The sequence below is a fragment of the Geomonas sp. Red276 genome (assembly GCF_054784495.1).
Genome location: NZ_BLXW01000003.1, coordinates 93,738 through 117,428, shown reverse-complemented (window position 1 = coordinate 117,428; position 23,691 = coordinate 93,738). Strand labels below are relative to the sequence as shown.

The following is a 23,691-nucleotide window of genomic DNA, read 5'->3' as shown; positions in this document are numbered from 1 at the left end:
GCTACCCGGAGAATGCCGGTCGACTCCGCTGCCCACCGGAGAGCGCGAGCTTTAGCCGATCGGCGGTCATCGGCTTGAAGATGTAGTCGATCACCCCGAGTTCCCGGCAGCGTTCCTGGTCCAGGTGGTTGTCCGAGGAGGTCAGCACCACGACGGGGAGATCCCGCAGCTGGGGAGAACGCCTGATCATCTTCAGGACGTCCAGCCCGCTCAGTTTGGGGAGCTTCAGGTCGAGGAGCACCAGCCGGACCAGGGTGTGGCTGCCGTCTTTTTCCATCTCCTTAAGGAGATCGAGCGCCTCCTCCCCGTCCCGCACCACTACGATCCGCTCACTGCAGACCTTCCTGACAATCCTGCTGGCCAGGAAGGCGTCGTCGGCATTATCCTCAACCAGCAGGATGCAGGGTTCAGACATCGTCATCTCCCCTTAGATAAAGGCCGAGCGAACCAAAGGTACTCTCTTCGGCGGCCCGGCCGTCTCTTTACCAGCGGCTGCAAGTCGTTGTGCCTTGGGGATTCTTTTCCATTCTAACCGCCGGCACTTTCATGTCAATTTATTAATTTTCTATGAGTAATCGTATTCCTGACACCGTTTCTTTTGTCACGGCCTAAGCGGTATCTCGATTGTGAAGCGGGCGCCGCCATCGACGTTGCTGACTGAAAGCCTCCCCGGTATGTTCTTCTCGATGATGATCTTGGACATGTACAGGCCGATCCCGGTCCCCTTTTCCGGTCCCCGGGTGGTGAAGTAAGGGTCGAAGATCTTGTCGATGATCTCCTCGCCGATCCCCCCCGCGTTGTCCTGCACGGAGACCACCGCGTAGCCGTTTTCGCTGCCGATCCGGATGGCGATCCGGCGCCCCTCGATCTGGCGCTCCAGGAAGGCGTCCCGGGCGTTGAAGAGGAGGTTCAGGATGACCTGGGAGAACTCGTTGGGATGCCCGGTCACCACCGGCTCTCCCTCTGCGCTCACCTCGACGACGATGTCGAGGTGCCGGAAACTGTCGTGCACCAGCGAAAGGGTCTGCTCCACGAGGTCCCGCGGAGAAAAGGGGACCCGCGCCTTGTCGGGCTTGAAGAAGTTGCGGAAGTCGTCGATGGTCTTGGAGGTGTGGGAAAGGAGCCTCATGAACTTGGCCACGCTCTCCCTCAAGTAGTCGCGGCTGAAGGCCCCCTTGTCGTACACGAGGGGAAGCTCCTGCACGATCAGCCCGAGCTCGTTCAACGGCTGGCGCCACTGGTGGGCGATGTTGCTGATCATCTCGCCGAGGGCGGCCAGGCGGCTTTGCTGGAGGAGCAGGCGCTCCTTCTCCGCAAGATCCTCCAGCGCCTTGAGCCGCTGGCCGGTCTCCTCTTCCAGCTCGAAGTAGGTCCGCTCCAGCTCCTCGTGCTGGAGTTGGAGCTTCCGGCGGCTAAGCTCCAGGTCCTGGGTCCGTTCCACCACCCGCTGCTCGAGATCTTCCTTGGCGCGCTCCAGGTCGCCGATCAGCTGGCAGTTTCTCAGGCTGATCCCGATCATGGAGGCGATCCCGGTCACCAGGCTGATGTCCCGCTCCACGAGGGGCTTTCTGGCCTTGACCTGCTCCACCGAGAGGACCCCGAGCGACACCCCCTCGGAGACGATGGGGCAGCAGATGAAGGCCACCGTGCCGGTCATCCGCACGCAGGCGAGCCGCCGCTCTCCCAGGGCGTCCCCGGATTTGGCCAGGTCGTTGACGAGCACCGGGCGCTGCTCGAGGAAGACGTCGACGTAGACGTCGGGGGACTGCGCCCCGTCCAGCAGGAACGGGAACCCGCAGAGGCAGGCGAGCTGCTCCTCGCTGTAGCCGTAGCTCGCCCCCACCTGGAGCCTCCGGCGCCCTTCATCGGCCAGCAGGATGACCCCCCGGTCGTAGGGGAGCCTCTCGCCGAGAATGCCGGCCACCCGGTCGAGCATCTCGCCGCGCCGGGTGAGCGCACCCAGCGCCTGCCCGATCTCGTTGGTCAGCATGGCGTTGTTGTAATTGATGTCGATCTGGTCGAGGAGGTTGTCCATCGCCTCCTTGGTGTTGTCGAGGCTCTGCTTGAGGGTGCGTTTCTCACCCTTCTCGGCGAAAAGCGCGAGGATGAAGTAGACGCAGAACGAGGCGGGGAGCGAGGCGGCGAGCCATCCCCAGAGCTCCAGGATGGCCAGGGTCAGGTTGAAGACCACCAGGAAGACCCCCGCCACCGCCTCCACCTTTCTCAAGACGACGTAGGTGGCCTTCTCCCAGCTGATGATGTAGCGGCAGACCTTCCCCCCCTGGAAGACGCACTCCGGGTGCTGGATGGTGGGAAGGCGCTTTATTTCGGGGAGGTAGCGTAGCCCGCTCAACTGGTGGTTGAAGAGGAGCACGATGGCCTCGAAGAAGCCGATCCGGTTCTCGCACTGGTACTGCCTCTCGAGCCCCTCCGCAAGCGGGGTCACCACGATCTCCACCGCGTTGGAGGCGAGGGTGCGGGACTGGTAGGTGGAGGAGCGGGTGAACTTGGCGGTGGTCTTGTTGATGATGTCGAAGGTGCTGGCGGCGTCGACCAGTCCCAGGATGTACTGCCGCATGGCCCCCAAGACGTCGGGAGAGGCGGCGTAGCGGCCCGCCTCGCGGGCGATGCGGGAGTTGCCGGTCAACTGCACGAGCTTGTCGTAGAAACGGTCCACCTGCTCCTGGTTGAACCAGTGCGCCTGGTCGGCCACCTCGTACTCCTTCATCCCGGCCTGGGCCAAGAGGTCGTTGATATTGACGTAGCTGTACTTCTGCTTGATGAGCAGGATGAAGGAGTTGATGATCCTGCTGTTGTAAAGCGGCCTTTGCCTGAGCGACGAGCCGTCCATGTCACCTCTCCCCGCCGCCGGGCCGCCCCTTGGACGGGGGGCTGAAGAGCGTTTCGCAGAACGCGAAGTAGTGGTCGGTGTACTCGAGGTTGAGGATCCAGAGGAGATAGCTCTTCTCGACGGGGAGCTGCGCCCTCTGCACCCAGCTTTCCGGGTAGGCGAGCACCGGCATTTCGCCTCCCTCGTAGCCACGGCTGATGGTTTGCAGGGCCGCCGTCACCAGGGGGGCCGGGACCTCGTCGTCGAGCACCATCACCGTCACGCAGTTGGTGAGCTCCGCCATGTTGAAGCCGACGTCGGTGTGGTTCACCAGGAAAAAGGCCTTGAGGGCCCCCTCCTTGCGGAGCGCATAGTACAGTTTCTCCTTGGTGAACCCCAGGGCGCGGTACTCTTTCTCGAGCCCGTCCTCGAAGGCGACCTCGGGGTCGAGGTCGAAGGCCTCGGTGAGAAGCCCCCCAGAGCGGAAGCGGTAGAAGCTTGCCACCTCGGTCAGCTCGAAGCGGCTGCTCGCCCCGAGCTCCCACGGGGGGGGAAGCGGTTCGGGTTCGCTGCCGCTTGCCCGGAAGTAGAAGTAGGCGAAGCGGTCCTCGGAGCAGGCGTGGCGGTCGGTTTCCTGCGCCGCGTAGCCGCCGAAGACCCGGCTGGGGAACTTGTTGTCGGGGCGGTAGTAGCAGTAGACAAAGCGCAGGTGGGCGAAGGCGAAGTTGTCGAGCTCGTTGAGGTATTCCCCCACCCTCTCCAGCACGGCGAGCCCGGCCCGCACCATGGACTTCCTGGCGGCGTGGTGGTGGATCATCCAGGAGTCGCGATAGAAGCGGACCATGGCCAGGTGACCGAGGATGGCGCCGCGGTCCAGGTGGATGAAGTGGCGGGCGATCTGGGGATTGTCCCGGTAGAGCTTCTCGTAGATCCGCTTGATCTCCTCCTTGTTGGCCTGGAAGTGGGCGTACTTGCCGGGGTAGATGAACCCGGTCTCGAAGAAGAAGTCCCACAGGTCGTTGAGATCCACCTCGGTGCAGACGTAGGACTTGCGGTCGGCCGCCTGGTGGAGGAGGGAGAGGATCTTCACGTGGTCCTTGACGTCCATGTCGAGGATGACCAGACCGCAGCGCACGGTGCCGTCCCCCTGCTGGTTGCGGGAGACCACCTGGGCGGTCAGGTCGAGGCTGAAACCGGGGCCGAAGACGAGCTTCACCGCCGGCAGGATGAGACCGGCCATAAGGACCGATTCCCCCTCGCTCTCCTCGACCCCCAGGCCGGTCCCGGAGATGTCGAGCACCTTGAGGTTGACCCGTTTGTCGATCAGGGGATGGGTGAAGACGATGTTGGGGGACGGGACCAGCTGCTGCCGGTTGGTCCGGTACCTCCTCGGCTTGAAACGCTGGATGGCGCTGGTGAGCTGCCTGAGGACCAGGGTGCTGGAGCCGCCGTCCCTTCGCCGGGAGACCATCTCGAAAGGACCCGAGTGGAGGATGGCGCCGTTGCGCACCAGCCGGAGGTTCAGCTCCCGCTCCGGGTTGAACCACTGCAGGGTGGCCGGAGACAAGGTGGCCCCGGAGATCCGTACCGAGACCGGCGTGAAGTCGTCCAGTTCACCCTTGAGCAGCGCGGCATTCTGGATCATCTCCACCCCGACCTCCACCCCGGCATGGCGCTTTATCCTGCGGGCCTCGAATTCCCGGCAGGTGACCGGCAACAGCAGGGAGAACCCCTCCTCGTCGATCGAGACGACCTCGGAGTTCACCACCAGGTACTTCCTGCCGTCCGGGATGAGGAGGAATTCGAAGCCGTAGGTTTTCAGCACCGCCCCCACCCCGGCCTCCTCGGCCCACCGGCAGTCGAGGCGTTCGCCGGCGCACGGCAGGGGGCGGGCCCGCAGGGTGACACAGCTGTCGTAGGCGACGTGCCGAAGGCTCACCAGGATGGTCTGATCCTGGAAGTTGATGAAGTTCAACCGGTTGGCCAGTTGGCTCTTCCCGACGCTTCTCCCCCTGAGGGAGCTCTCCCCTGTGCTCCCCTGCGTCGATTCACCACTTGCTCCTTGGTCCGTCACGCTGGCCTCCGGCACCCGGGGGCGACCCGGGAGTTTCCGGCGCTCCCACCCACGACCTCGCCCTTCTCGGGGCCAATCACGGGGCGATTTCCCGGTCGTTTAGCTCGATCCTGAACTCGGCCCCGTCGCCGACGTTGGCGACCGTCAGGCTCCCCCCCATGTTCCTCTCGATAATGCTCTTGGCCATGAAGAGGCCGATGCCGGTCCCCCCCGCCGGCCCCTTGGTGGTGAAGTAGGGCTCGAAGACCCGGTCCAGGATCTCCACCGGGACCCCCCCGGCGTTGTCGGAGATTGCCACCACGGTCACCCTCGCCCCCTTGCGCACCCGGATGGTGATGACCGGCTCTTCCGCCTTGGCGGCCAGCAGCGCGTCGCGGGCGTTCATGAGGATGTTGAGGACGACCTGGGAGAACTCGCTCGGGTAGCCGTGCACCACCGGGTCGCAGTCGGCATCGAGCTCGATCTCGATGTTGCGCGCGCCGAAGGCCGCTTGCAGGAAGGAGCGGACCTTGCCGAGCACCCTGACGAGCCGGAAATCGACCATGTCGAACTCGGGCCGGAAAAAGGTGCTGAAGTCGTCGATGGTCCTCGACATCCGGCGCACCGTCTCCATGGTCTTGGATAGGTTGTCCTGTATGAACTCCGGGGTGAATTCCCCGAGCCGGTAGGTCATCTGGAGATCCTGGGCCAAAAGCCCTAGGGTGTTGATCGGTTGGCGCCACTGGTGGGCGATGTTGTTGATCATCTCGGCCATGAAGGCCTGCCGCTCCTGGACCATCAGCTGGTCGTCCTTTTGCCGCTCGAGCTCCACCCCTGCCCTGACCAGCCGCTTGGTGTCCGCCTTCAGCTCCCGGCACTCCTGCTCGCACCTTCGGCGCGCCTCCCGTTCCCTCACCAGGGAGGCAAACTTGGCGTCGAGGTTTTTTTGCAGGGTCTGCATCTGGGAAAGCAGCAGCCTATTTCGCTCATCCAGCGGCTTCATAACGCTCTCCGATCACCGCTTACCCCCCGGGGGCTGACCCAGCAGGTGGCGGGGTCAGGTCGGTGAGGACAGTTACAGATAGAGTCGCCGATTCTCATTTGGCCGGCTTGGTCCGGGCGGCCAGGGGATCCGGGGTGGCCACCAGCATGGGAGGCTCCGCGGCCCTCGGGAGCTCGATCCAGAAACGGCTCCCCTCCCCGACCCTGGACTCGACGCCGATCCGTCCCCCCAGGCGGTTGACCGCCCTTCTCACGATGGCGAGGCCGACCCCGGTGCCGGGATAGCTCTCGATGGGGTTCAGCCGCTCGAAGATGTCGAAGATACGCTCCTGTTGTTCGGCGGGGATGCCGATGCCGTTATCCTCCACGTAGAGGCGGCAGTGCCGCTCCCCCTGCTCGGCCGAGACCCTCAGCCGCGGGTTCACCCCGCCGGGGACGAACTTGATGGCGTTGGTCAGCAGGTTCAAGAGCACCTGCACGAGCACGGTGCGATGACCGACCACCGCGGGGAGCTCTCCCCGCACCTCGAGGCGGTACTGCTTTCCACCCGCGACCAGATCGAGCTGGCGGAGCGCCTCGGCCACCACCTGGGAGAGGCTCACCGTCTCCAGCCGGATCTGCTGGCGGCTGAGGCGGCTGTAGGCGAGGAGATCTTGGATGAGCAGGTCCATTCCCTGGGCGGCGGCCAGGATCTTCCGGAGGTACTCGATCCGCTGGGACTCGTCCAGGGTACCGTCCTCGAGGAGGACCTCCGCGAACCCGCGCATGGCCCGCAGGGGAGCCCTGAGGTCGTGGGAGACCGAATGGGCGAAGGAGTCGAGCTCGCTGTTGATCTCCTCGAGCTGTCCGGTCCGCTCGGCGACCCGCACCTCGAGATCGGCCGCATCCGCCTGGACCCGGGCCAGCAGCTGGGCGACCTCGGCCTCGGCCCGGCACCGTTCGGTGACGTCTTCCAGCATGACGATCGCGTGGTGGGCGCCGCAGTCGCCCAGGACCGCCGAGACGGTCAGCCGCACCCGGAACTCCCGCCCGTCAAAGCGGCGCAGCGGTTTCTCCTCCTGGTAACGGCCGAGGTTGTCGTCCACGAGCGAGGCGAGACGGGCGCCGTCCAAGCCGAGATCGACCGCTTCCCACTCCTGCTCCTTGTTGCCGGACATCTCCCGCAGGGCCGGATTGCCGTGCAGGATCTTCCCCTTGCGGTCGACGATGGCGATGCCGATGCCGGCCCCCTCGAAGATGGAACGGAAACGCTCTTCGCTTCGCCGTAGCATTTCCTCGGTGGCCATCGCCTCGGTGATGTCGACCATTACCCCGCGCAAGGTGGTGCCTCGCTCATCGCGGACCACCCGGGCATGATCCCTCAGCCAGACCTCACCTCCCCCGGCGGTCAGGAAGCGGTAGCGGAAACGGCGGTCCCTTCCTTCGGCCGCGCTCTGGCGGCAGATCGCCACCACCCGCTCGCGGTCCTCGGGGTGGAGGTGGTTCACCCAGAAATCCGGCTCCTCCAACCACCGGGAGACGGGGTAGCCAAGGAGTTCCTCGGCACGACGGCTGACGAAGGTGAAGCGGAAGGGATCGATTTCGGCCTCCCACACGATGGCGTCGAGCCCTTCGACAAGCTCCCGGTAGCGCTCGGTGCTCTCCTTGAGCCTCGCCCCGATGGCGCTGACTTTTCTGAAGGCGTCGGCGTTTCGGGCGGCCAGCGCGGCGATCTGGGCGGCCGAGGCGAGCTGGTCCTGATCGAAACGGCTAAAGCCGGAACCGTCCTTCTTGTTGTGGAGTTCGAGGAAACCGATCATCTCGCCGCCCGCGTCGTGGATCGGCGTGCAGATGAGCGAGGTGACGCCGTAACGGGAGGCCAGTTGGCCATCGACTGCGGGGTCCCCTTTCACATCGTTGCAGAGGTAGGGAAGCTTTGTGGCAAGGATCCGCCCCGGGATCGGGTCGCCGGGGGACCAGCGGACGTCGTCAGCGGCCAGCTGGCCGCGGACGATCCGCCGGAAGCCGGAAAGCCCGTCGCGGCCACACAGGGCGGCGATCCCCCCTTCCGCACCGGCCATGGCGACCGCGGCGCGCACGAGGCCGTCGAGGATGTCGTCGACATCGAGGGTGGACTGAAGGGAGACGCTTAGCCTCCTCAGTGCCAGCAAGGCTCTTTCCGTCCTGGTGCCTGCGTCCATGTGAGTGTTCCTTGGAATTGTTTCATGAATACCCCAAGTATATCCGAGGCGAAATTCCTTGCATCACAATTTTCGGAGAGGAGGCATCTGAGGGAGTGGTGCACCCGGAAAAGCCGATCCTGAGCCCGGGAGGCGAGGCACGGTCAGTAACGGGAGACGCAGCGGTTTCCCTTGAGGTAGAAACGAAGGGGTGCGGCCGCCCAGGGGCCGGAATAGGCGACACCGATCCTCGGGCGGGCGACGATGTCGGCTTCCTGCGGTGCTGTTCCGGCGGCGATGAAGAAGTCGTCGGAGAGAAGGTCGTGACCGTTGAGGCGGCCATCGATGAGCATGGCCCTGGAGAGGAGACCGGGGCCCCGGGTGTTCCCGGCGACGTTTTCCACCGGCTCCAGGGCGCGCAGCAGGACGGCAGCCCCGTACCCCTCCCGCTCGGTCACCACGTTGGTGCACCAGTGGATGCCGTAGACGAGGTAGACGTAGGCGTGGCCGGGTGGACCGAAGAGAATGCGGGTGCGGGGGGTGATTCCCTTGGAAGAGTGAGCGGCGAGGTCGTGAGGGCCGAGGTAGGCCTCCACCTCGACGATGGCCCCTACCCTCGTCACCTCGCCCACACGGTGGACCAGGAGCCGCCCGAGCAGCTCCCTGGCCACCGTTTCGGTGTCGCGATCGTAGAACGAGCGGGGAAGCGGGTCCCATAGGTGGGGAGAGGCCATGGCACCACCGTCACTGCTAGATGAGCCCCTGGCGGGAGAGCGATTCCACCACGATGCGGGCCAGCTCCTTGCCGACCGTGACCACCTTCTCGGGCTCGTTGCTCTCCAAAGTGGCCGCCCAGAGCAGTTTCCCGTTGGCGGCGTCGAAGAGGTTAAGCTGCATGGTGGCCACGTCGTAGGTGGTGATGAAGGCGGGACCGTAGTTGGCCATCGAGCCGTAGTAGCCGTAGAGATCCCAGGCGGGAAAGGCCTCCGGGTACCAGCGGCCGGGGTAGGTGGTGACGTATCCCGGCTGGACGGTGGTCTGCTGCTCGACCCGGATGGTCTGCACGGTGAGGACCGCCTGAACGGCGGCACGCTTCACGGCGCCGTCCAAGGCTTCCCAGTTGGCCATCCCGGTCGGAAGCTCGGTGTAGCCGGGGATCGCCTGCACGCCGCGGGCGGCCAATTCCGCCGCGATCATGTCCTCGTAGACCCGGCGGCTCGACTCCTTCTTGGTGATGCTCACCACCATGATCTTCTTGAGGTGCGGGGCTGAAACGGAGGGATTGCGCCAGGTATCGACTACCGAGACGGACGCGCAGGAGCAGAGGAGGAACGTGAACAGAAGCAGACCGCCAGCTTTGAAAAGGGAGCGCTTTGTCATTGCCTTACCTCCTGTAGCCGCTTGAATGCGAAGGGGAAGATCCACTCTTCTGATGATAACACCTCCCGGCTCATTGCACATTAACGCAAGCCATATTCTTGCTCCCCTTTGGCAATGGTATATACTAAATATTATACACCGTTAGCGCATTCCTTTTGGGTTCCGGACACCTCGGCCACGCCCATTTTATCATGAAGGGCACTACCGCTCGTGCCACGACCTTCACGCTGGCGAAACGTAAAGGAGGAAAGCCATGGACACCATCAATCGCATTCTTGCCATCAGCAGGATCAGCGAGGATTGCCGCGACGTCGTGAACAACGGCATTTCTCTGGCCAAGAAACTCGGGGCGGAGCTGGAAGTGCTGCACCTGATTTCAAACCCGGTGGACCAGGAGGCCTTGAACGCCCCCCTGCCCTACCCCGACGCCGCCCACAAGACCTATGCGAGCATCCGTGAGGAGACCAAGGAGGAGCTGGAAAAAATCCTCCGCCGTGAGCTCCATTCGGGGTTCCCGATCAAGCTCATCGTCCGGGATGGCAACCCCATCGACGAGGTGACCAGCGTCGTGAAGGAGGAGAACATCGACCTGATCGTCATGCTGGCCCACCAGGAGACCCGGCTGGAGCACGCCCTGTTCGGCAGCGAGAACGAGGCGATCCTGCGCTCCATGCCGTGCAGCATCCTCTTGGTGAAGAAGGAGCCACACCCGGTCAAGTGGTAGCCACGGTCGCGGGGCGGAGGGCCCCCATTCGAAGGGACAGGATTTCACCGGCACAGGAGGCGGCATGCAGAGTTGGACCTGCACGATTTGCCAGTACGTGTACGATCCGGACCAGGGCGACGCGTTCAACGACGTCCCCCCCGGGGTCTCGTTCGAGGAGCTGCTGGAGGAGTGGACCTGCCCCGTCTGCAAAGGGGCCAAAAGGAATTTCGTTCCGACCACGCCATCGGAAGAGCGCTAGCCACCACCGGGTGAGCGGCGGAAATGATTGACCAAGCGCGGGAGCAGGATTACCCTGTTCCCGCTTTTCATTCCAGCTGGCGGAAACCGCATGCCCATTCTCGAAACGACCACTCTCTCCAAAAGCTACCTCATCGCCGGACGACCGGTACCGGTGCTCGACGAGGTTTCCCTCCAGGTCGAACGGGGGGAATTCCTGGTCGTGAAAGGGGAAAGCGGGAGCGGGAAGTCCACCCTGCTCTCCATCCTCTCCGGGCTGGACCGCCCCGACCGCGGCCGCGTGCTGATCGGCGGGGCGGACATCACCGACCTCGGCGAGGACGCCCTGGCCCCCTTGAGAAACGCCACCTTCGGCTTCGTCTTCCAGTCCTTTCACCTGGTTCCTTCGCTGACCGCGCTGGAGAACGTGATGTTTCCCGCCGAGCTGAAGGGGGAGCCGCAGGCCCGGGAGAAGGCGGAAGCGCTCATGCGGCGGGTGGGGCTCTCGGAGCGGGTCAACAGCTTTCCGCACCAGCTCTCCGGCGGCGAGAAGCAGCGCTGCGCCATCTGCCGCGCTCTCATCAACGATCCCCCCATCATCTTTGCCGACGAACCGACCGGCAACCTCGATTCGGTGAACGGGGCCGGGATCCTCGAGCTTCTCCTGGAACTGCAACGGGAGCGCAAAACCACCCTCATTCTGGCCACCCACAGCCAGGAGATCGCCGCCAGCGCCGACCGGGTCATAACCCTCCGGGACGGCCGCATCGTCACCGGCCAGCCGGCCTGATCGCCCCGCCATGGTCAACGCTCACTTCATCCTGCGACAGATATCCGGAGCCAGGCGCCAGTCGGCCCTCTTCGTCCTCTGCGTCGCCCTCTCCATGATCACCCTGGTCTCCCTCGGGAGCTTCAACCGGAGCGTCCAGCGATCACTGTGGAGGGACGCCCGCGCCCTTCATGCCGCCGACATCATCATCCGCGCCCACGCTGAGCTTCCTCCCCCCCTGGAGTCGGAGATCGCCACCCTGGCCAGCAAGGGCACCATCACGACCGCCCGCTACTACGACTTCTACACCGTCATCCAGAAGCACTCCGGCCAAGGGTCGCTGCTTTCGGATCTCAAGGCGGTCGAGCCGGGGTACCCTTTCTACGGGCAGGTTCTCCTCGCCTCCGGCCGGCCGTTCCACGAGGTGCTGACGGCGGGAAGCCTCATCGCCGAGAGGAGCTTCCTCGACCGCCTGGGCGTTGCGATCGGGGACCGGGTACGCGTAGGCAATGCGATACTTACCGTCAGCGACGTGGTCGTCCAGGAGCCGGACCGGCCGGTCGATTTCTTCGCGCTCGGCCCCAGGGTCTTCGTCGCGGCGGCGGACCTTTCGGCCATCGGTCTATTAGGCAAGGGGAGCCGGGCGGAGTACGTGACCCTCGCCAAGCTGGCCGACCAGGCGAAGCTTGCACCGGTGGTGGCGGCCCTTCGCAGCGCAGCGGGAGAGAGCCGGGTGCGGGTGGAGACCTTCCGGGACGCCGACTCACGGGTGAAGAAATTCTTCGACAATCTCCTTTTCTTCCTGGATCTCTCCGGGATTTTCACCCTCCTTCTGGCCGGTTTCGGCATCCAGAGCACGCTCTTTGCCCTGTTGAAGGAACAGGAGAAGACCATCGCGGTCATGAAGGCGGTGGGGGCCAGAAGCCGCTACATCATCGGCCATTTCCTGGCGGTCACCCTGCTCCTCGGGGTCGCGGGGACCATTGCGGGGCTGGCGGCCAGCTTCGCCCTCCAGCGCTATCTACCCAAGCTTTTCAGCGGGCTCATCCCGGCCCAGGTGGATTACACCATCTCCGGCTGGGCGGTGGCCGAAGGGGTGACGATCGGATTCATCGTGGTGCTCCTTTTCACCGCCCTCCCCCTGTACCGGCTCAAGGAGGTCAAGCCGCGCATCATCCTCGGCAAGGAGGAACAGGAGGGATTCTGGACCCGCTCGACCGGGGTCATCGGCGGCACCGGTACCCTCTTTTTCTTCGCGATGGTGCTGCTGAAAATACGGGACCTGACCACCGGGCTGTACTTCGTCGGGGCGGTCATCGGGCTGGTCTTCGCGGCTTTCGTGCTGGCCTCCATCATCCTGTGGGGATTGAAGAGGCTCCGCCCCAAAAACCTCGCCCTGCGCCAGGCGCTCAAGGGGCTCTTCAGGCCGCGCAACGCCTCGCGCCCGATCCTGGTCACCCTTTCGGCGGGTCTCGCGGTCATCTTCGCCATCACCCTGGTCGAGAAAAATCTCGACGCCTCCTTCATCCAGTCATTCCCGCCAGGCGCGCCGACCGTTTTCTTCATAGACATCCAGCCGGGCCAAAAGGACGACTTTGCCAAGACGCTCGGGAGCCGGGGGGAGTTCTTCCCCATCATCCGGGCCACCATCGGCGCCATCAACGGTAAGCCGATCGACATGGCGAAGCAGCGCCAGTCGCGGGGAGACAACCTGAGCCGCGAATTCAACCTGACCTATCGCGACTACCTCCTTTCGGATGAGCGGATCACCGATGGGAAGACGCTGTTCAGAAACGATTGGCAGGTTTCCCAGGTTTCGGTGCTCGATACCGTGCTGAAGATGCACGAGATGAAGGCGGGGGACACCTTGACCTTCCGGGTCCAGGGGATCCCGATCGAGGCGAGGATCTCCAGCATCCGCACGCGAAAAAGCAGCGGCTTCACCCCCTACTTCTACTTCGTCTTCCCGCCGAGCGTCCTGGCCGACGCACCCCAGACCCTTTTCTGCGCGGCCCGCATCGACAAGAGAGAGATAGCCGCCGTGCAGAACCGGATCGTCCAGCGCTTCCCCAACATCAGCGTCATCGACCTCACACAGACCGCGGAGCTCTTCGGGCGCATCATGGGGAGGCTCTCGACCATCGTCAGGTTCTTCACCTCCTTCAGCCTGGTGGCCGGCATACTGATCGTGATCAGCTCGGTATTCGCCACCCGCTACGCCCGCACCCAGGAGGCCGTCTATTTCACCATTCTCGGAGCCCGAGTCAGGTTCGTGCTGGCGGTGTTCGCAGTCGAGAACCTCTTCCTGGGACTCTCCAGCGGCGTTATCGCCCTGGCGATCTCCCAGGTGGCAAGCCTGGTGATCTGCCGCAAGAGCCTCGACATGGAGTATCACCCGTACCTCGCCCAGAGTCTCCTGCTGGTGCTGGCTACCACGGTGCTGGTGATGATGGTCGGGATGGCGGCGACTATCCCCATCCTGCGGCAAAAGCCGGTCGTTTTTTTGAGGGAGCATGCGGAGGAGTGATGGGGGCGGTTGTAAAATCTGCCCTCACCCGGCCTTCGGCCACCCTCTCCCCCAAGGGGGGCGAGGGTATTTACTAGGTGCCTTCGGCTAACCTTTCCGGAAGGGGCGAGGGGATACAGGGTAAAGGGGTAAAGAGATAAGTATCCGAGGAGGGTATTCCACATGAGACCGATAACGCTGGTGGCGTGGGCAGTTACCTTCTGCACGCTCATGGGCGGGTGCAACAAGGAACCACAGACTGCCGCGCGGCAGGCGGCCGATTCGCCCAAGGCCGAAGGGACCATCGTGGCGGTCGGTGACAGTCTCACCGCCGGTTATGGCGTGAAGGAGGACGAGGCTTACCCGGCCCAACTCGAGAGAAAACTCCAGGCCGCCGGCTACCACTGGAAGGTGGTCAACGCCGGGATCAGCGGCGAGACGTCGTCGGGAACGCTCTCCAGGGTCAACTGGATACTCAAGCTGAAACCGGACATCGTCATCCTGGAAACCGGCGCCAACGACGGCTTGCGCGGCATCGACCCCGCCTTGGCCAAGCGGAACATCGACCGCATCGTCACCGAACTGCAGGCCCAAGGCGTAGAGGTGGTGCTGGCGGGGATGCAGATGCTCACCAACATGGGGACCGGTTACACCAACTCCTTTGTGAGGATCTATCCCGAGGTCGCTCGGGAACACCACCTCATCCTCGTCCCCTTTTTCCTCACCGGGGTGGCGGGCGACGCCAGCCTCAACATCTCGGACGGCATTCATCCCACCGCAAACGGATACAAAATCGTCACTGAGACAGTCTATCCGTATACCGTAAAAGCCATTGAGAGAAAACGTTCGAAGAAACAGAGCTGAAGCAGAATTTACCTACTGTTATGCTCGAACTTTTCACCTCCAGACTTGCCTTTTCGGCCATTTTAATGTAAACATGGTCTGTTTTAAGGGAGGATTTTCCAGCCTCGTACTACTGCCGTCCGACCACCCATGGACCCGCTAGAAAACATCGGCAACAGGAGTAGCACGTTTGAACCAGTTTTCTTTCAGTTATGACGCGACCGGTCACTCCGCCCAAGCCCCGGGGACAGGCTCCGCCGCCGGGGATACCGGCCTCGACCGCGCCGCGCTCAAGGAAGCCCTCCGCTCGGTCCGTCATCCCCTCTACCTGGTCCACAAGGCTGGCGGCCTCACTCCCGAACTGGCCCGCACCGGCCAGGATGCCCCCTTTGCCCACGAGGGTGCGCGAGTCGTCGCCTTTGCCCCCCCTTCCCTTCCCGAACATCTGGGTGACCCCTCTTTCTGCCGCGAGATCGGCATCCGCTTTCCCTATCTCGGCGGCTCGATGGCCAAGGGGATCAGTTCCGCCGCCATCGCCGAGGAGCTCGGGCGCGCCGGGATGCTCGGGATGTTCGGCGCCGCCGGGCTTCCCTTACGCCAGGTCGAGGACGCCGCCGACCGGCTGGCCTCCTCCCTCGGAAAGATCCCCTACGGCTTCAACCTTATCCATTCGCCTCACGAGCCCGACCTGGAGCGGGAGCTTGCCGAGCTTTACATCCGCAAAGGGGTCCGCATCGTCGAGGCCTCTGCCTTCCTCGACCTGACCCTCCCGCTGGTCCGCTACCGGGTGCATGGGATCAGGCGCGAGGCCGACGGCCGGATCGTCGCCCCCAACCGGATCATCGCCAAGGTCTCCCGCGAGGAACTGGCGGCGAAGTTCTTCGCACCCGCCCCGGAGAAATTCCTCCGCGAGCTGGTCGCCAACGGCTCCATCACCGCGGAGCAGGCCGAACTGGCCGCCCGGATCCCGCTGGCCCAGGAAGTCACCGCCGAGGCCGATTCCGGCGGGCATACCGACAACCGCCCCGCCATCGCCCTCTTCCCGACCATCGCCTCGCTGGCCGCCCGGCTCCAGCAGAAGCACGGCTACGACGTGAAGCTCCGGGTCGGCCTGGCCGGAGGGATCTCCACCCCGGCTTCCGCAGCTGCCGCCTTCGCCATGGGCGCCGCCTACATCATGACCGGATCGGTCAACCAGGCCTGCGTCGAATCGGGCACCTCCGACGCCGTCAGGGCCATGCTGGCCGACACCCGCCAGGCCGATGTCATCATGGCCCCCGCCGCCGACATGTTCGAGATGGGGGTCACCGTGCAGGTGTTGAAGCGCGGGACCATGTTCCCGATGCGGGCGGCCAAACTCTACGAGATCTACCGCGCCTACCGCTCCCTGGAGGAGATCCCGGCCGCCGAACGGGAGAAGCTGGAGAAGACCTTCTTCCAGGCCACCTTCGACCAGATCTGGCGCGACACCCGCAACTACTTCCTGACCCGCGATCCCTCCCAGGTAGAGCGTGCCGAGCGCGACCCGAAGCACCTGATGGCGCTGGTCTTCCGCTGGTACCTCGGCATGGCCGCCCATTGGGCCAAGGACGGGGCCGAACAACGCCGGATGGATTACCAGGTCTGGTGCGGACCCGCCATGGGGGCGTTCAACGAATGGGCCACCGGGTCGTTCCTGCACCCCCCCGCCAACCGCAGGGTCGTTGACGTCGCCCTCAACATCCTGCACGGTGCGGCGCAGCTCAACCGCGCCAACGTTCTCCGCAGCCAGGGCATCCAGCTCCCCCAGGACGCCATGACGGTCGAGCCTCTCGAACTAGCCAAGATCAAGGAGTATCTTGTTGAAAACTGAACTGAAACCCGCCGCCCGCAAAGGAAACGAGCTGGCCATCATCGGTATCGGCTGCCTCTTCCCCAAGGCCGAGGACCGTACCGGATACTGGGCCAACATCGCCGAAGGCATCGACGCCATCACCGAGGTCCCCGACACCCACTGGGCGGTCGAAGATTACTACGACCAGGACCAGAAGAGCCCGGACCGCACCTATGGCCGCCGCGGAGGTTTCCTTTCCCCCGTCGATTTCAACCCGATGGAGTTCAACATCCCTCCCAACGTGCTGGAGGCGATCGACAGCTCGCAGCTCCTCGGCCTGGTCGCCGCCGGCCAGGCGCTCAAGGACGCCGGCTACGGCCCCGACCGTACCTTCGACAAAACCCGCGCCAGCGTCATCCTCGGCGTCACCGGCACCCTTGAACTGGTCATCCCCCTGGGCGCCCGCCTCGGCCACCCGATCTGGCGTTCGGCCCTCAAGGACGCCGGCGTGGACGAAACGGTCGCCAAGGACGTCGTGGAGCGGATCGCCGACTCCTACGTCTCCTGGCAGGAGAACTCCTTCCCCGGTCTGCTCGGCAACGTGGTGGCCGGCCGCATCAGCAAGAACTTCGACCTGGGCGGCACCAACTGCGTGGTGGACGCCGCCTGCGGCAGCTCGCTCGCCGCTCTGAACCTCGCCGCACTGGAGCTCACCTCCGGCAAGTCCGACATCGTCGTCACCGGCGGAATCGACACCTTCAACGACATCTTCATGTACATGTGCTTCAGCAAGACCCCGGCGCTCTCCCCGGCCGGCAACGCGAAGCCCTTCGACGTCTCCGCCGACGGAACCATCCTCGGCGAAGGCTTGGGGCTCGTGGTGCTGAAGCGCCTTGCCGACGCCGAACGCGACGGCGACCGCGTCTACGCGGTGGTCACCGGCGTAGGGTCCTCCAGCGACGGCAAAGGGGACGCCATATACGCCCCCAGCGCATCCGGCCAGAAGAAGGCGCTCGTTGCCGCCTATGCGGCCGCCGGGGTCACTCCCGACACCATCTCCATGCTCGAGGCACACGGCACCGGGACCAAGGTCGGCGATGCCGTCGAGGTCTCCGCCCTGCGCGAGGTGTACGGCAAGGCGGACAAGCCGTGGTGCGCACTTGGCTCGGTAAAATCCCAGATCGGCCATACCAAGGCCGCTGCGGGTGCCGCCGGTCTCATCAAGGCTGCCATGGCCCTGCACCACAAGGTGATCCCGCCGACCATCAAGGTCCAGACCCCACAGAAAGAGGTGGTGGCCAACAATTCCCCCTTCTATATCCCGACCGAGAAGCGCCCCTGGTTCCCGCGCCCCGGCATCCCCCGGCGTGCGGCGGTCAGCGCCTTCGGCTTCGGCGGCTCCAACTTCCACCTGGTGCTCGAAGAGTTCCAGGCGGAGAAGAGCGTGGCGGACTGGGACGGCCACACCCAGATCATCCCCCTGTCCGGCGCAACTCCGGCAGTCCTTTCCTCGGCCCTCGGGCAACTGGAGAGCGTGGCCTCTTCGTGGAACGCACTGAGGGATCTCGCGGCGACGCTGCGCAAGAATTTCGACCCGGCTGCCCCCTGCCGCCTCGCGATCGTGGCGGAGAGGAACAAGACCAACCTTGCCGGTGTGGTAAAGAACGCCCGGGCCATGCTGGAGAAAAACCCGAAGGGCGGCTGGCAGACTCCGGACGGGGCCTTCTATGCCTGCGGCGCCAACGCCGGCAAGCTCGGCGTGGTCTTCCCCGGCCAGGGCTCCCAGTACACCGGGATGCTGAACGACCTCTGCTGCCGCTTCCCGCAGGTCATGAGGAGCGTCGTCAACGCCAATGACGGCTTCATGGCCGAAAATGGCGCGTTCCTCTCCGATCTCATCTACCCGATCTCCGCCTTCGATGCCGAGACCCGGAACAGGCAGGAGGAAGAGCTGAGAGCCACCGAGGCGGCCCAGCCCGCCATCGGCGCCACCAGTCTTGGCGCGCTGCGTCTCGTGCAGGATTTCGGTATCGCCCCCGCCGCGGTCGCCGGTCACAGCTATGGAGAGCTCACCGCCCTCTGCGCCGCCGGGAAGATCGACGAGGAGAGCCTGCACGCCCTCTCGCGTCTGCGTGGCCGCCTGATGGGCGAAGGGAAAGGCGACAAGGGGAGCATGCTCGCGGTGGCCGCCCCGCTAGCCAAGGTGAGCGACGTCATCAAGGAAGAGAAGCTGGACCTGGTGATCGCCAACAAAAACGCTCCGACCCAGGCGGTTCTTTCCGGCAAGACCGAGGAGATCGTGCGGGCGAAAGATGTCTTCACGGCCCGCGGCATGACCTGCAAACAGCTTCCGGTAGCCGCCGCGTTCCACAGTGCGCTGGTTGCCGACGCATCCAAACCGTTCCTGGCGGCCCTCGACAAGGTGGAGATCAAGAAAGGCGACATTCCGGTTTACGCCAACACCACCGCCGCCGAATATCCGGCCGACCAGGCTGCCGCCAAGGCCCTGCTGGCCGGACAACTGGGCAAGCCGGTGGAATTCGTTGGTGAGATCGAGGCGATGTACCAGGCAGGGATCACCACCTTCCTGGAAGTCGGTCCCGGGAACCGCCTGACCGGCCTCGTCCAGGCCATCCTCGGCGACCGCCCGCACCAGGCGATCGCCATCGACGCCTCCTCGGGCAAGCGCACCGGTATCGCCGACCTCGCCCGCGCTCTCTCCCAACTGGCGGTGGCCGGATACCCGGTCAAGCTGGCCGCCTGGGATGAAGGGCATGTCCCGGCGGTGGCCGGCAAGAAGAAGCTCATGACGGTGCCGATCTCCGGCGCCAATTACGTAAAGCCGAAGGCGAAGAAGCCGCCGGTTCAGCGTCCCATGGTGACCGCCCAGGTGGCGGCACCGGTGACGGCTCCGTCGGCAGCCCCGGCCATGGCCGCCCAGCCTGCCCAGTCCGCACAGCCCGTTGCGGCAATCCAGGCCGCCACCGCTCAGCAGGCGTTGCCCACCGGATCGCCGTCGCAGGCTGTTCGCCCGGTCGCCACACAGGTTCCGCCGACGGTCCTCAGCGAGACCCTGCGGATGACCAGGGAAAGCATGTCCATCCTCCAGCGGATGCAGGAGGATACCGCACAATTGCACCGCAGGTTCCTGGAAGGCCAGGAGACCGCGGCGAAGACGTTCCAGACCCTGCTGGAACAGCAGCACCGTATTCTTTCAGGCGGCATGGCCGCTTACCAGGCAGCTCCGTCATTCACATCCACACCGGTACAGGCTCCGTTCCAGGCTCCGGTTTCAGCACAACAGGCGCCGGTCCAGGCTCAGATCCGTCCGGTAGCGGCCACCCCGGCGGCTCCGGCAGCCCCGGCAGCCCCGGCTGCCCCGGCGACTCAGGCGGCAGCACCGGTGGCGGCGGTAGCGGCGCCGGCTCCGGCGATGGCTCAGGTCAGCCAGCCGGCAGCCGGGTCTTCCAAGGTCACCGAGACGCTGCTGGCGGTGGTCTGCGAGAAAACCGGTTATCCGGTGGAGATGCTCGAGCTCGACATGGGGATGGATTCCGACCTCGGCATCGACTCTATCAAGCGGGTGGAAATCCTTTCGGCGCTGCAGGAAAGACTGCCGGGTTCCCCGGTCATCGGACCGGAACACCTGGGGACACTGAGGACCCTGGGGGATATCGCAGGACATCTGGCGAAGGGGACCACAGGGCAAGCGGCCCAAGGGACCGAAGGGAGCCAAGGGAGCTTGCAAGGCTTCGACGTCGCGGCGGTTCTGCTTGAGGTGGTGGGCGAGAAGACGGGGTATCCGGTCGAGATGCTTGAACTCGACATGGGGATGGACTCAGACCTCGGCATCGACTCAATCAAACGGGTGGAAATCCTCTCGGCTCTCCAGGAACGACTGCCGGGGTCGCCGGTTATAGGGCCGGAACACCTGGGGACTCTGAGGACGCTGGGGGATATCGCCGGACACCTCGCGAAGGGGGGCGCAGAGCAAGGGACTCAAGGGAGCCAAGTGTCCCACGGGGGACAAGGGGGCCAAGCAAGCTTTGACGTCGCTGCCGTGCTGCTTGAGGTGGTGAGCGAGAAGACCGGGTATCCGGTGGAGATGCTTGAGCTTGAGATGGGGATGGACTCGGACCTCGGCATCGACTCAATCAAACGGGTGGAAATCCTCTCGACTCTGCAGGAAAGACTGCCGGGATCGCCGACCATTGGACCGGAACACCTTGGGACTCTGAGGACGCTGGGGGATATCGCCGGACACCTCGGGAAAGGTGCCGGACACCAAGCGACCCAAGCGCCCCAAGCGACTCAAGCCACCCAAGTGAGCCAGCAAGGCCTTGACGTCGCTACGGTACTGCTTGAGGTTGTGAGCGAAAAGACGGGATACCCGGTCGATATGCTTGAGCTCGAGATGGGGATGGACTCGGACCTCGGTATCGACTCGATCAAGCGGGTGGAAATACTCTCGACTCTCCAGGAAAGACTGCCGGGGTCACCGACCATTGGGCCGGAACACCTTGGGACTCTGAGGACGCTGGGGGATATCGCCGGACACCTCGGGAAAAGTGTCGGACACCAAGGAACCCAAGGAACCCAAGGAACCCAAGGGACCCAAGGGGCTCAAGGGAACCAGGTAAACCTTGGCGGCGTGGACGTCGCAACGGTGCTGCTGGAGGTCGTGAGCGAGAAGACTGGGTACCCGGTCGATATGCTGGAACTGGAGATGGGGATGGACTCGGACCTCGGAATCGACTCCATCAAACGGGTCGAAATCCTTTCGACCCTCCAGGAGCGGCTCCCCGGCTCGCCGAACATCGGGCCGGAACACCTCGGTACGCTCAGGACGCTGGGGGATATCGCATCCTTCCTCGGCGGAGCCACTGCCAACTCTTCCCAAGCTGCCCCGGCACCCACTCCTCAGCAGCCTTCGACTCCCGAACAGACTCCGACGGCTACCGCGGCGCCACATGCTGAGCCGCCTAAAGCTGCCAAAGCGGAACCGACCATCGTCCACCCTATCGAAAGAAGCACGGTGGTTCCCGTCGCGCTGACCGACGAGGACGACTCCGACGCCATCACGCTCGCCAACGACGGTGAGATCTGGGTCACCGACGACGAATCGCCCTTTACCGCCGAGCTTTGCAGCATCCTCCTCGAGCATGGCTGCACCGTTCGCAAGATCGACGCCGCCAGCGTTCACCAGGCTGTCCCGACCGGCAAGCTCTCCGGCCTCGTCATCTCGGCCCCGGTAAGCGGAACCGACGACCAGTTCCTGAAGGACGCCTTCGAGCTCCTCAAGAACGCCTCCGAGGCCCTCATCCAGACCGGCAAGGACGGCGAAGACGCCGTTCTCGTCACCGTCTCCAGGCTGGACGGCTCCTTCGGGTTCGGAAACGAGGGCACCCTCAAGGATCCTCTTTCCGGCGGCCTCGCCGGTCTCGCCAAGACCGCGGCGCGTGAGTGGCCGGAGGTTTCCTGCAAAGCCATCGACCTCGGCGCGTTCCCGCACCAGTCTTCCGCCGCCAGCGCGGTGGTGCTGGAAATGCTCCGCCGCGGCCCGGTGGAAGTAGGCCTTACCCCCGGCGGCAGGTTCGGCCTCAAAACCGAAGTCCTCGCGGAAACGCCCGTCCCGGAAACGCCCGTTATCGAAGAAGGAGAGGTCGTCGTCATCACCGGCGGTGGGCGCGGCGTAACTGCGGCGGCCGCCCTGGCGATCGCCGAACAGTACCATCCGTTCCTGGTCCTCCTGGGACGCTCGCCGGAACCGGAAGAGGAACCGGCCTGGCTGGTCCCCCGGACCGAGGAGAGCGAGATCAAGCGGGCCATCATGCAGCAGGCCACCGGCAAGCTCCACCCCCGCGAGATCGAGGAGCGCTACCGCGCGGTATCCGCCGCCCGTGAGCTGCGGGATACCCTTTCCAAGGTCTCCGCCACCGGCGCCGAAGTCATCTACCGCTCGGTCGATATCCGCGACCAGGGCGCCATGGAGCTCGTGCTGGCCGAGATCCGCCGCTCGCACGGCGCCATCCGCGGCATCGTCCATGGGGCGGGCGTCCTAGCCGACCGGCTGATCGTGGACAAGTCCGCCGAGCAGTTCGAGCAGGTCTACGGCACCAAGGTCTACGGCCTGAGGGCTCTTTTGAACGCCACCCGCACCGACGACCTCCGCTTCATCGCCCTCTTCTCTTCGAGCACCGGCCGCTTCGGCCGCGTCGGCCAGGTCGATTACGCCGTCGCCAACGAGGTGCTGAACAAGGTCGCCCAGCGCGAGGCCCGGCGCCGTGAAAACTGCCGCGCCGTCAGCATCAACTGGGGCCCCTGGGACGGCGGCATGGTCACCCCTGCCCTCAAGAAAGTCTTCGCAGGCGAAGGGATCGGCGTGATCGATCTCGCCGAGGGGGGCGCCTTCCTGGCCCGCGAGATTGCCGCCACCGGCGCCCCGGTCGAAATCGTGGCACTGGCAGGACTCGGTCTCCCCGAGACCGCCGCGGCTCCCGCCAAGCCGCAGGTCCTTCATGAAGCCTTCGGCCTCACCCTCACCGTCTCGGATTATCCGTTCCTCCGTTCCCACGTCCTGGACGGCAAGGCGGTCCTCCCCATGGCCATCATCGTGGAATGGCTCGCCCACGGCGCCCTGCACGGGAACCCCGGCTTCCGTTTCCACGGCTTCAACGACCTCCGTATCTGCAAAGGGGTGGTCTTCGAAAACAACACCGGCTTCAAGCTGAGCGTGATGGCGGGCCGCGCCGAAAAACGCGAGTCGTTCCACCTCGTTCCGGTTGAACTCTGCAGCGAGGGGGCCAACGGCAAGACGGTGCTCCACGCCCGCGCCGAAATCGTGCTGGCCACCAAGCACCCGGAGGGGATCAGGTCCATCACCGAGATCCCCAGCACTCCCTACACGCCGGAAAACGGTGTGATCTACAACCGGGAGCGCCTTTTCCACGGCCCGGATCTGCACGGTATCGAACAGGTCGACGGCTGCTCCGCCAAGGGTATCGCCGCCATCGTCAAGAAGGCTCCCGCCCCGGCCAACTGGATCAAGCAGCCGCTGAGAAGCGCCTGGCTGACCGACCCGCTGGTGATCGACAGCGCCTTCCAGATGATGATCCTCTGGAGCTTCGAACGTTTCGGCGCCGGCTCCCTCCCCTGCTTCGCCGGCCGCTACCGGCAGTTCCAGGAGACCTTCCCGCGTGAAGGGGTCCAGGTGGTCATCCGGGTCACCTCGGAAAGCGCCCACGGCGCCACCGCCGACATGGAATTCCTCGACCGCCACAACGGCAAACTGGTGGCGCGCCTCGAAGGATACGAGTGCGTGATCGATCCATCGCTGAAGCAGGCGTTCCAGCGTAACAAGTTGCAGTCGGTTTCCGTGATGGGGGCCGCCTGA

14 protein-coding genes are annotated in these 23,691 nt (G+C 64.7%); 7 read left to right on the top strand and 7 right to left on the bottom strand.

What is annotated here, in order from left to right; translation table 11 throughout:
• Position 1 precedes the first annotated feature (1 nt).
• The 7 genes from ACYVL5_RS03710 to ACYVL5_RS03680 form a co-directional block, all read right to left on the bottom strand.
• A complete protein-coding gene (locus tag ACYVL5_RS03710) occupies positions 2–415 on the bottom strand; it encodes a response regulator (RefSeq protein ID WP_460594210.1) in 414 nt (137 codons plus the stop codon).
• A 186-nt stretch (positions 416–601) separates the two neighbouring features.
• Positions 602–2,851, bottom strand: a complete 2,250-nt coding sequence (locus tag ACYVL5_RS03705; protein WP_460594209.1) for an ATP-binding protein — start codon at positions 2,849–2,851, stop codon at positions 602–604.
• A 1-nt stretch (position 2,852) separates the two neighbouring features.
• Entirely contained in the window at positions 2,853–4,904 is a 2,052-nt protein-coding gene (locus tag ACYVL5_RS03700) for a PilZ domain-containing protein (protein ID WP_460594208.1), read from the bottom strand.
• Positions 4,905–4,980: 76 nt separating this feature from the next.
• Positions 4,981–5,886: a sensor histidine kinase gene (locus ACYVL5_RS03695; protein WP_460594207.1), complete on the bottom strand. Its 906-nt coding sequence runs from the start codon at positions 5,884–5,886 to the stop codon at positions 4,981–4,983.
• A 94-nt stretch (positions 5,887–5,980) separates the two neighbouring features.
• A complete protein-coding gene (locus tag ACYVL5_RS03690) occupies positions 5,981–8,065 on the bottom strand; it encodes an ATP-binding protein (RefSeq protein ID WP_460594206.1) in 2,085 nt (694 codons plus the stop codon).
• Between the two features lie 143 nt (positions 8,066–8,208).
• The gene (locus ACYVL5_RS03685) at positions 8,209–8,778 is read right to left on the bottom strand and encodes a DNA-3-methyladenine glycosylase (protein WP_460594205.1); all 570 of its coding nucleotides are present in this window, start codon (positions 8,776–8,778) and stop codon (positions 8,209–8,211) included.
• Between the two features lie 16 nt (positions 8,779–8,794).
• On the bottom strand, positions 8,795–9,424 hold the full coding sequence (locus tag ACYVL5_RS03680; protein ID WP_460594204.1) for a DUF4136 domain-containing protein: 630 nt from the start codon (positions 9,422–9,424) through the stop codon (positions 8,795–8,797).
• Positions 9,425–9,677: 253 nt separating this feature from the next.
• Here ACYVL5_RS03680 and ACYVL5_RS03675 point away from each other — a divergent pair, with 253 nt between their 5' ends.
• The 7 genes from ACYVL5_RS03675 to ACYVL5_RS03645 all read left to right on the top strand — a co-directional run bounded on the left by ACYVL5_RS03675 (position 9,678) and on the right by ACYVL5_RS03645 (position 23,691).
• Positions 9,678–10,148 carry a universal stress protein gene (locus ACYVL5_RS03675; RefSeq protein WP_460594203.1) on the top strand — a complete coding sequence of 157 codons (471 nt, stop codon included), beginning with the start codon at positions 9,678–9,680 and terminating at the stop codon, positions 10,146–10,148.
• A 64-nt stretch (positions 10,149–10,212) separates the two neighbouring features.
• Positions 10,213–10,389 (top strand): rubredoxin, encoded by a 177-nt coding sequence (locus ACYVL5_RS03670; protein WP_460594202.1) that lies wholly within the window; start codon positions 10,213–10,215, stop codon positions 10,387–10,389.
• Positions 10,390–10,479: 90 nt separating this feature from the next.
• Positions 10,480–11,157 (top strand): ABC transporter ATP-binding protein, encoded by a 678-nt coding sequence (locus ACYVL5_RS03665; protein WP_460594201.1) that lies wholly within the window; start codon positions 10,480–10,482, stop codon positions 11,155–11,157.
• Between the two features lie 10 nt (positions 11,158–11,167).
• Entirely contained in the window at positions 11,168–13,663 is a 2,496-nt protein-coding gene (locus ACYVL5_RS03660; protein WP_460594200.1) for an ABC transporter permease, read from the top strand.
• 162 nt (positions 13,664–13,825) lie between these two features.
• Positions 13,826–14,506 (top strand): arylesterase, encoded by a 681-nt coding sequence (locus tag ACYVL5_RS03655; RefSeq protein ID WP_460594199.1) that lies wholly within the window; start codon positions 13,826–13,828, stop codon positions 14,504–14,506.
• Positions 14,507–14,675: 169 nt separating this feature from the next.
• Positions 14,676–16,337: a beta/alpha barrel domain-containing protein gene (locus ACYVL5_RS03650; protein WP_460594198.1), complete on the top strand. Its 1,662-nt coding sequence runs from the start codon at positions 14,676–14,678 to the stop codon at positions 16,335–16,337.
• A complete protein-coding gene (locus tag ACYVL5_RS03645; RefSeq protein ID WP_460594197.1) occupies positions 16,324–23,691 on the top strand; it encodes an SDR family NAD(P)-dependent oxidoreductase in 7,368 nt (2,455 codons plus the stop codon). The genes ACYVL5_RS03650 and ACYVL5_RS03645 overlap by 14 nt, the downstream gene beginning before the upstream one ends.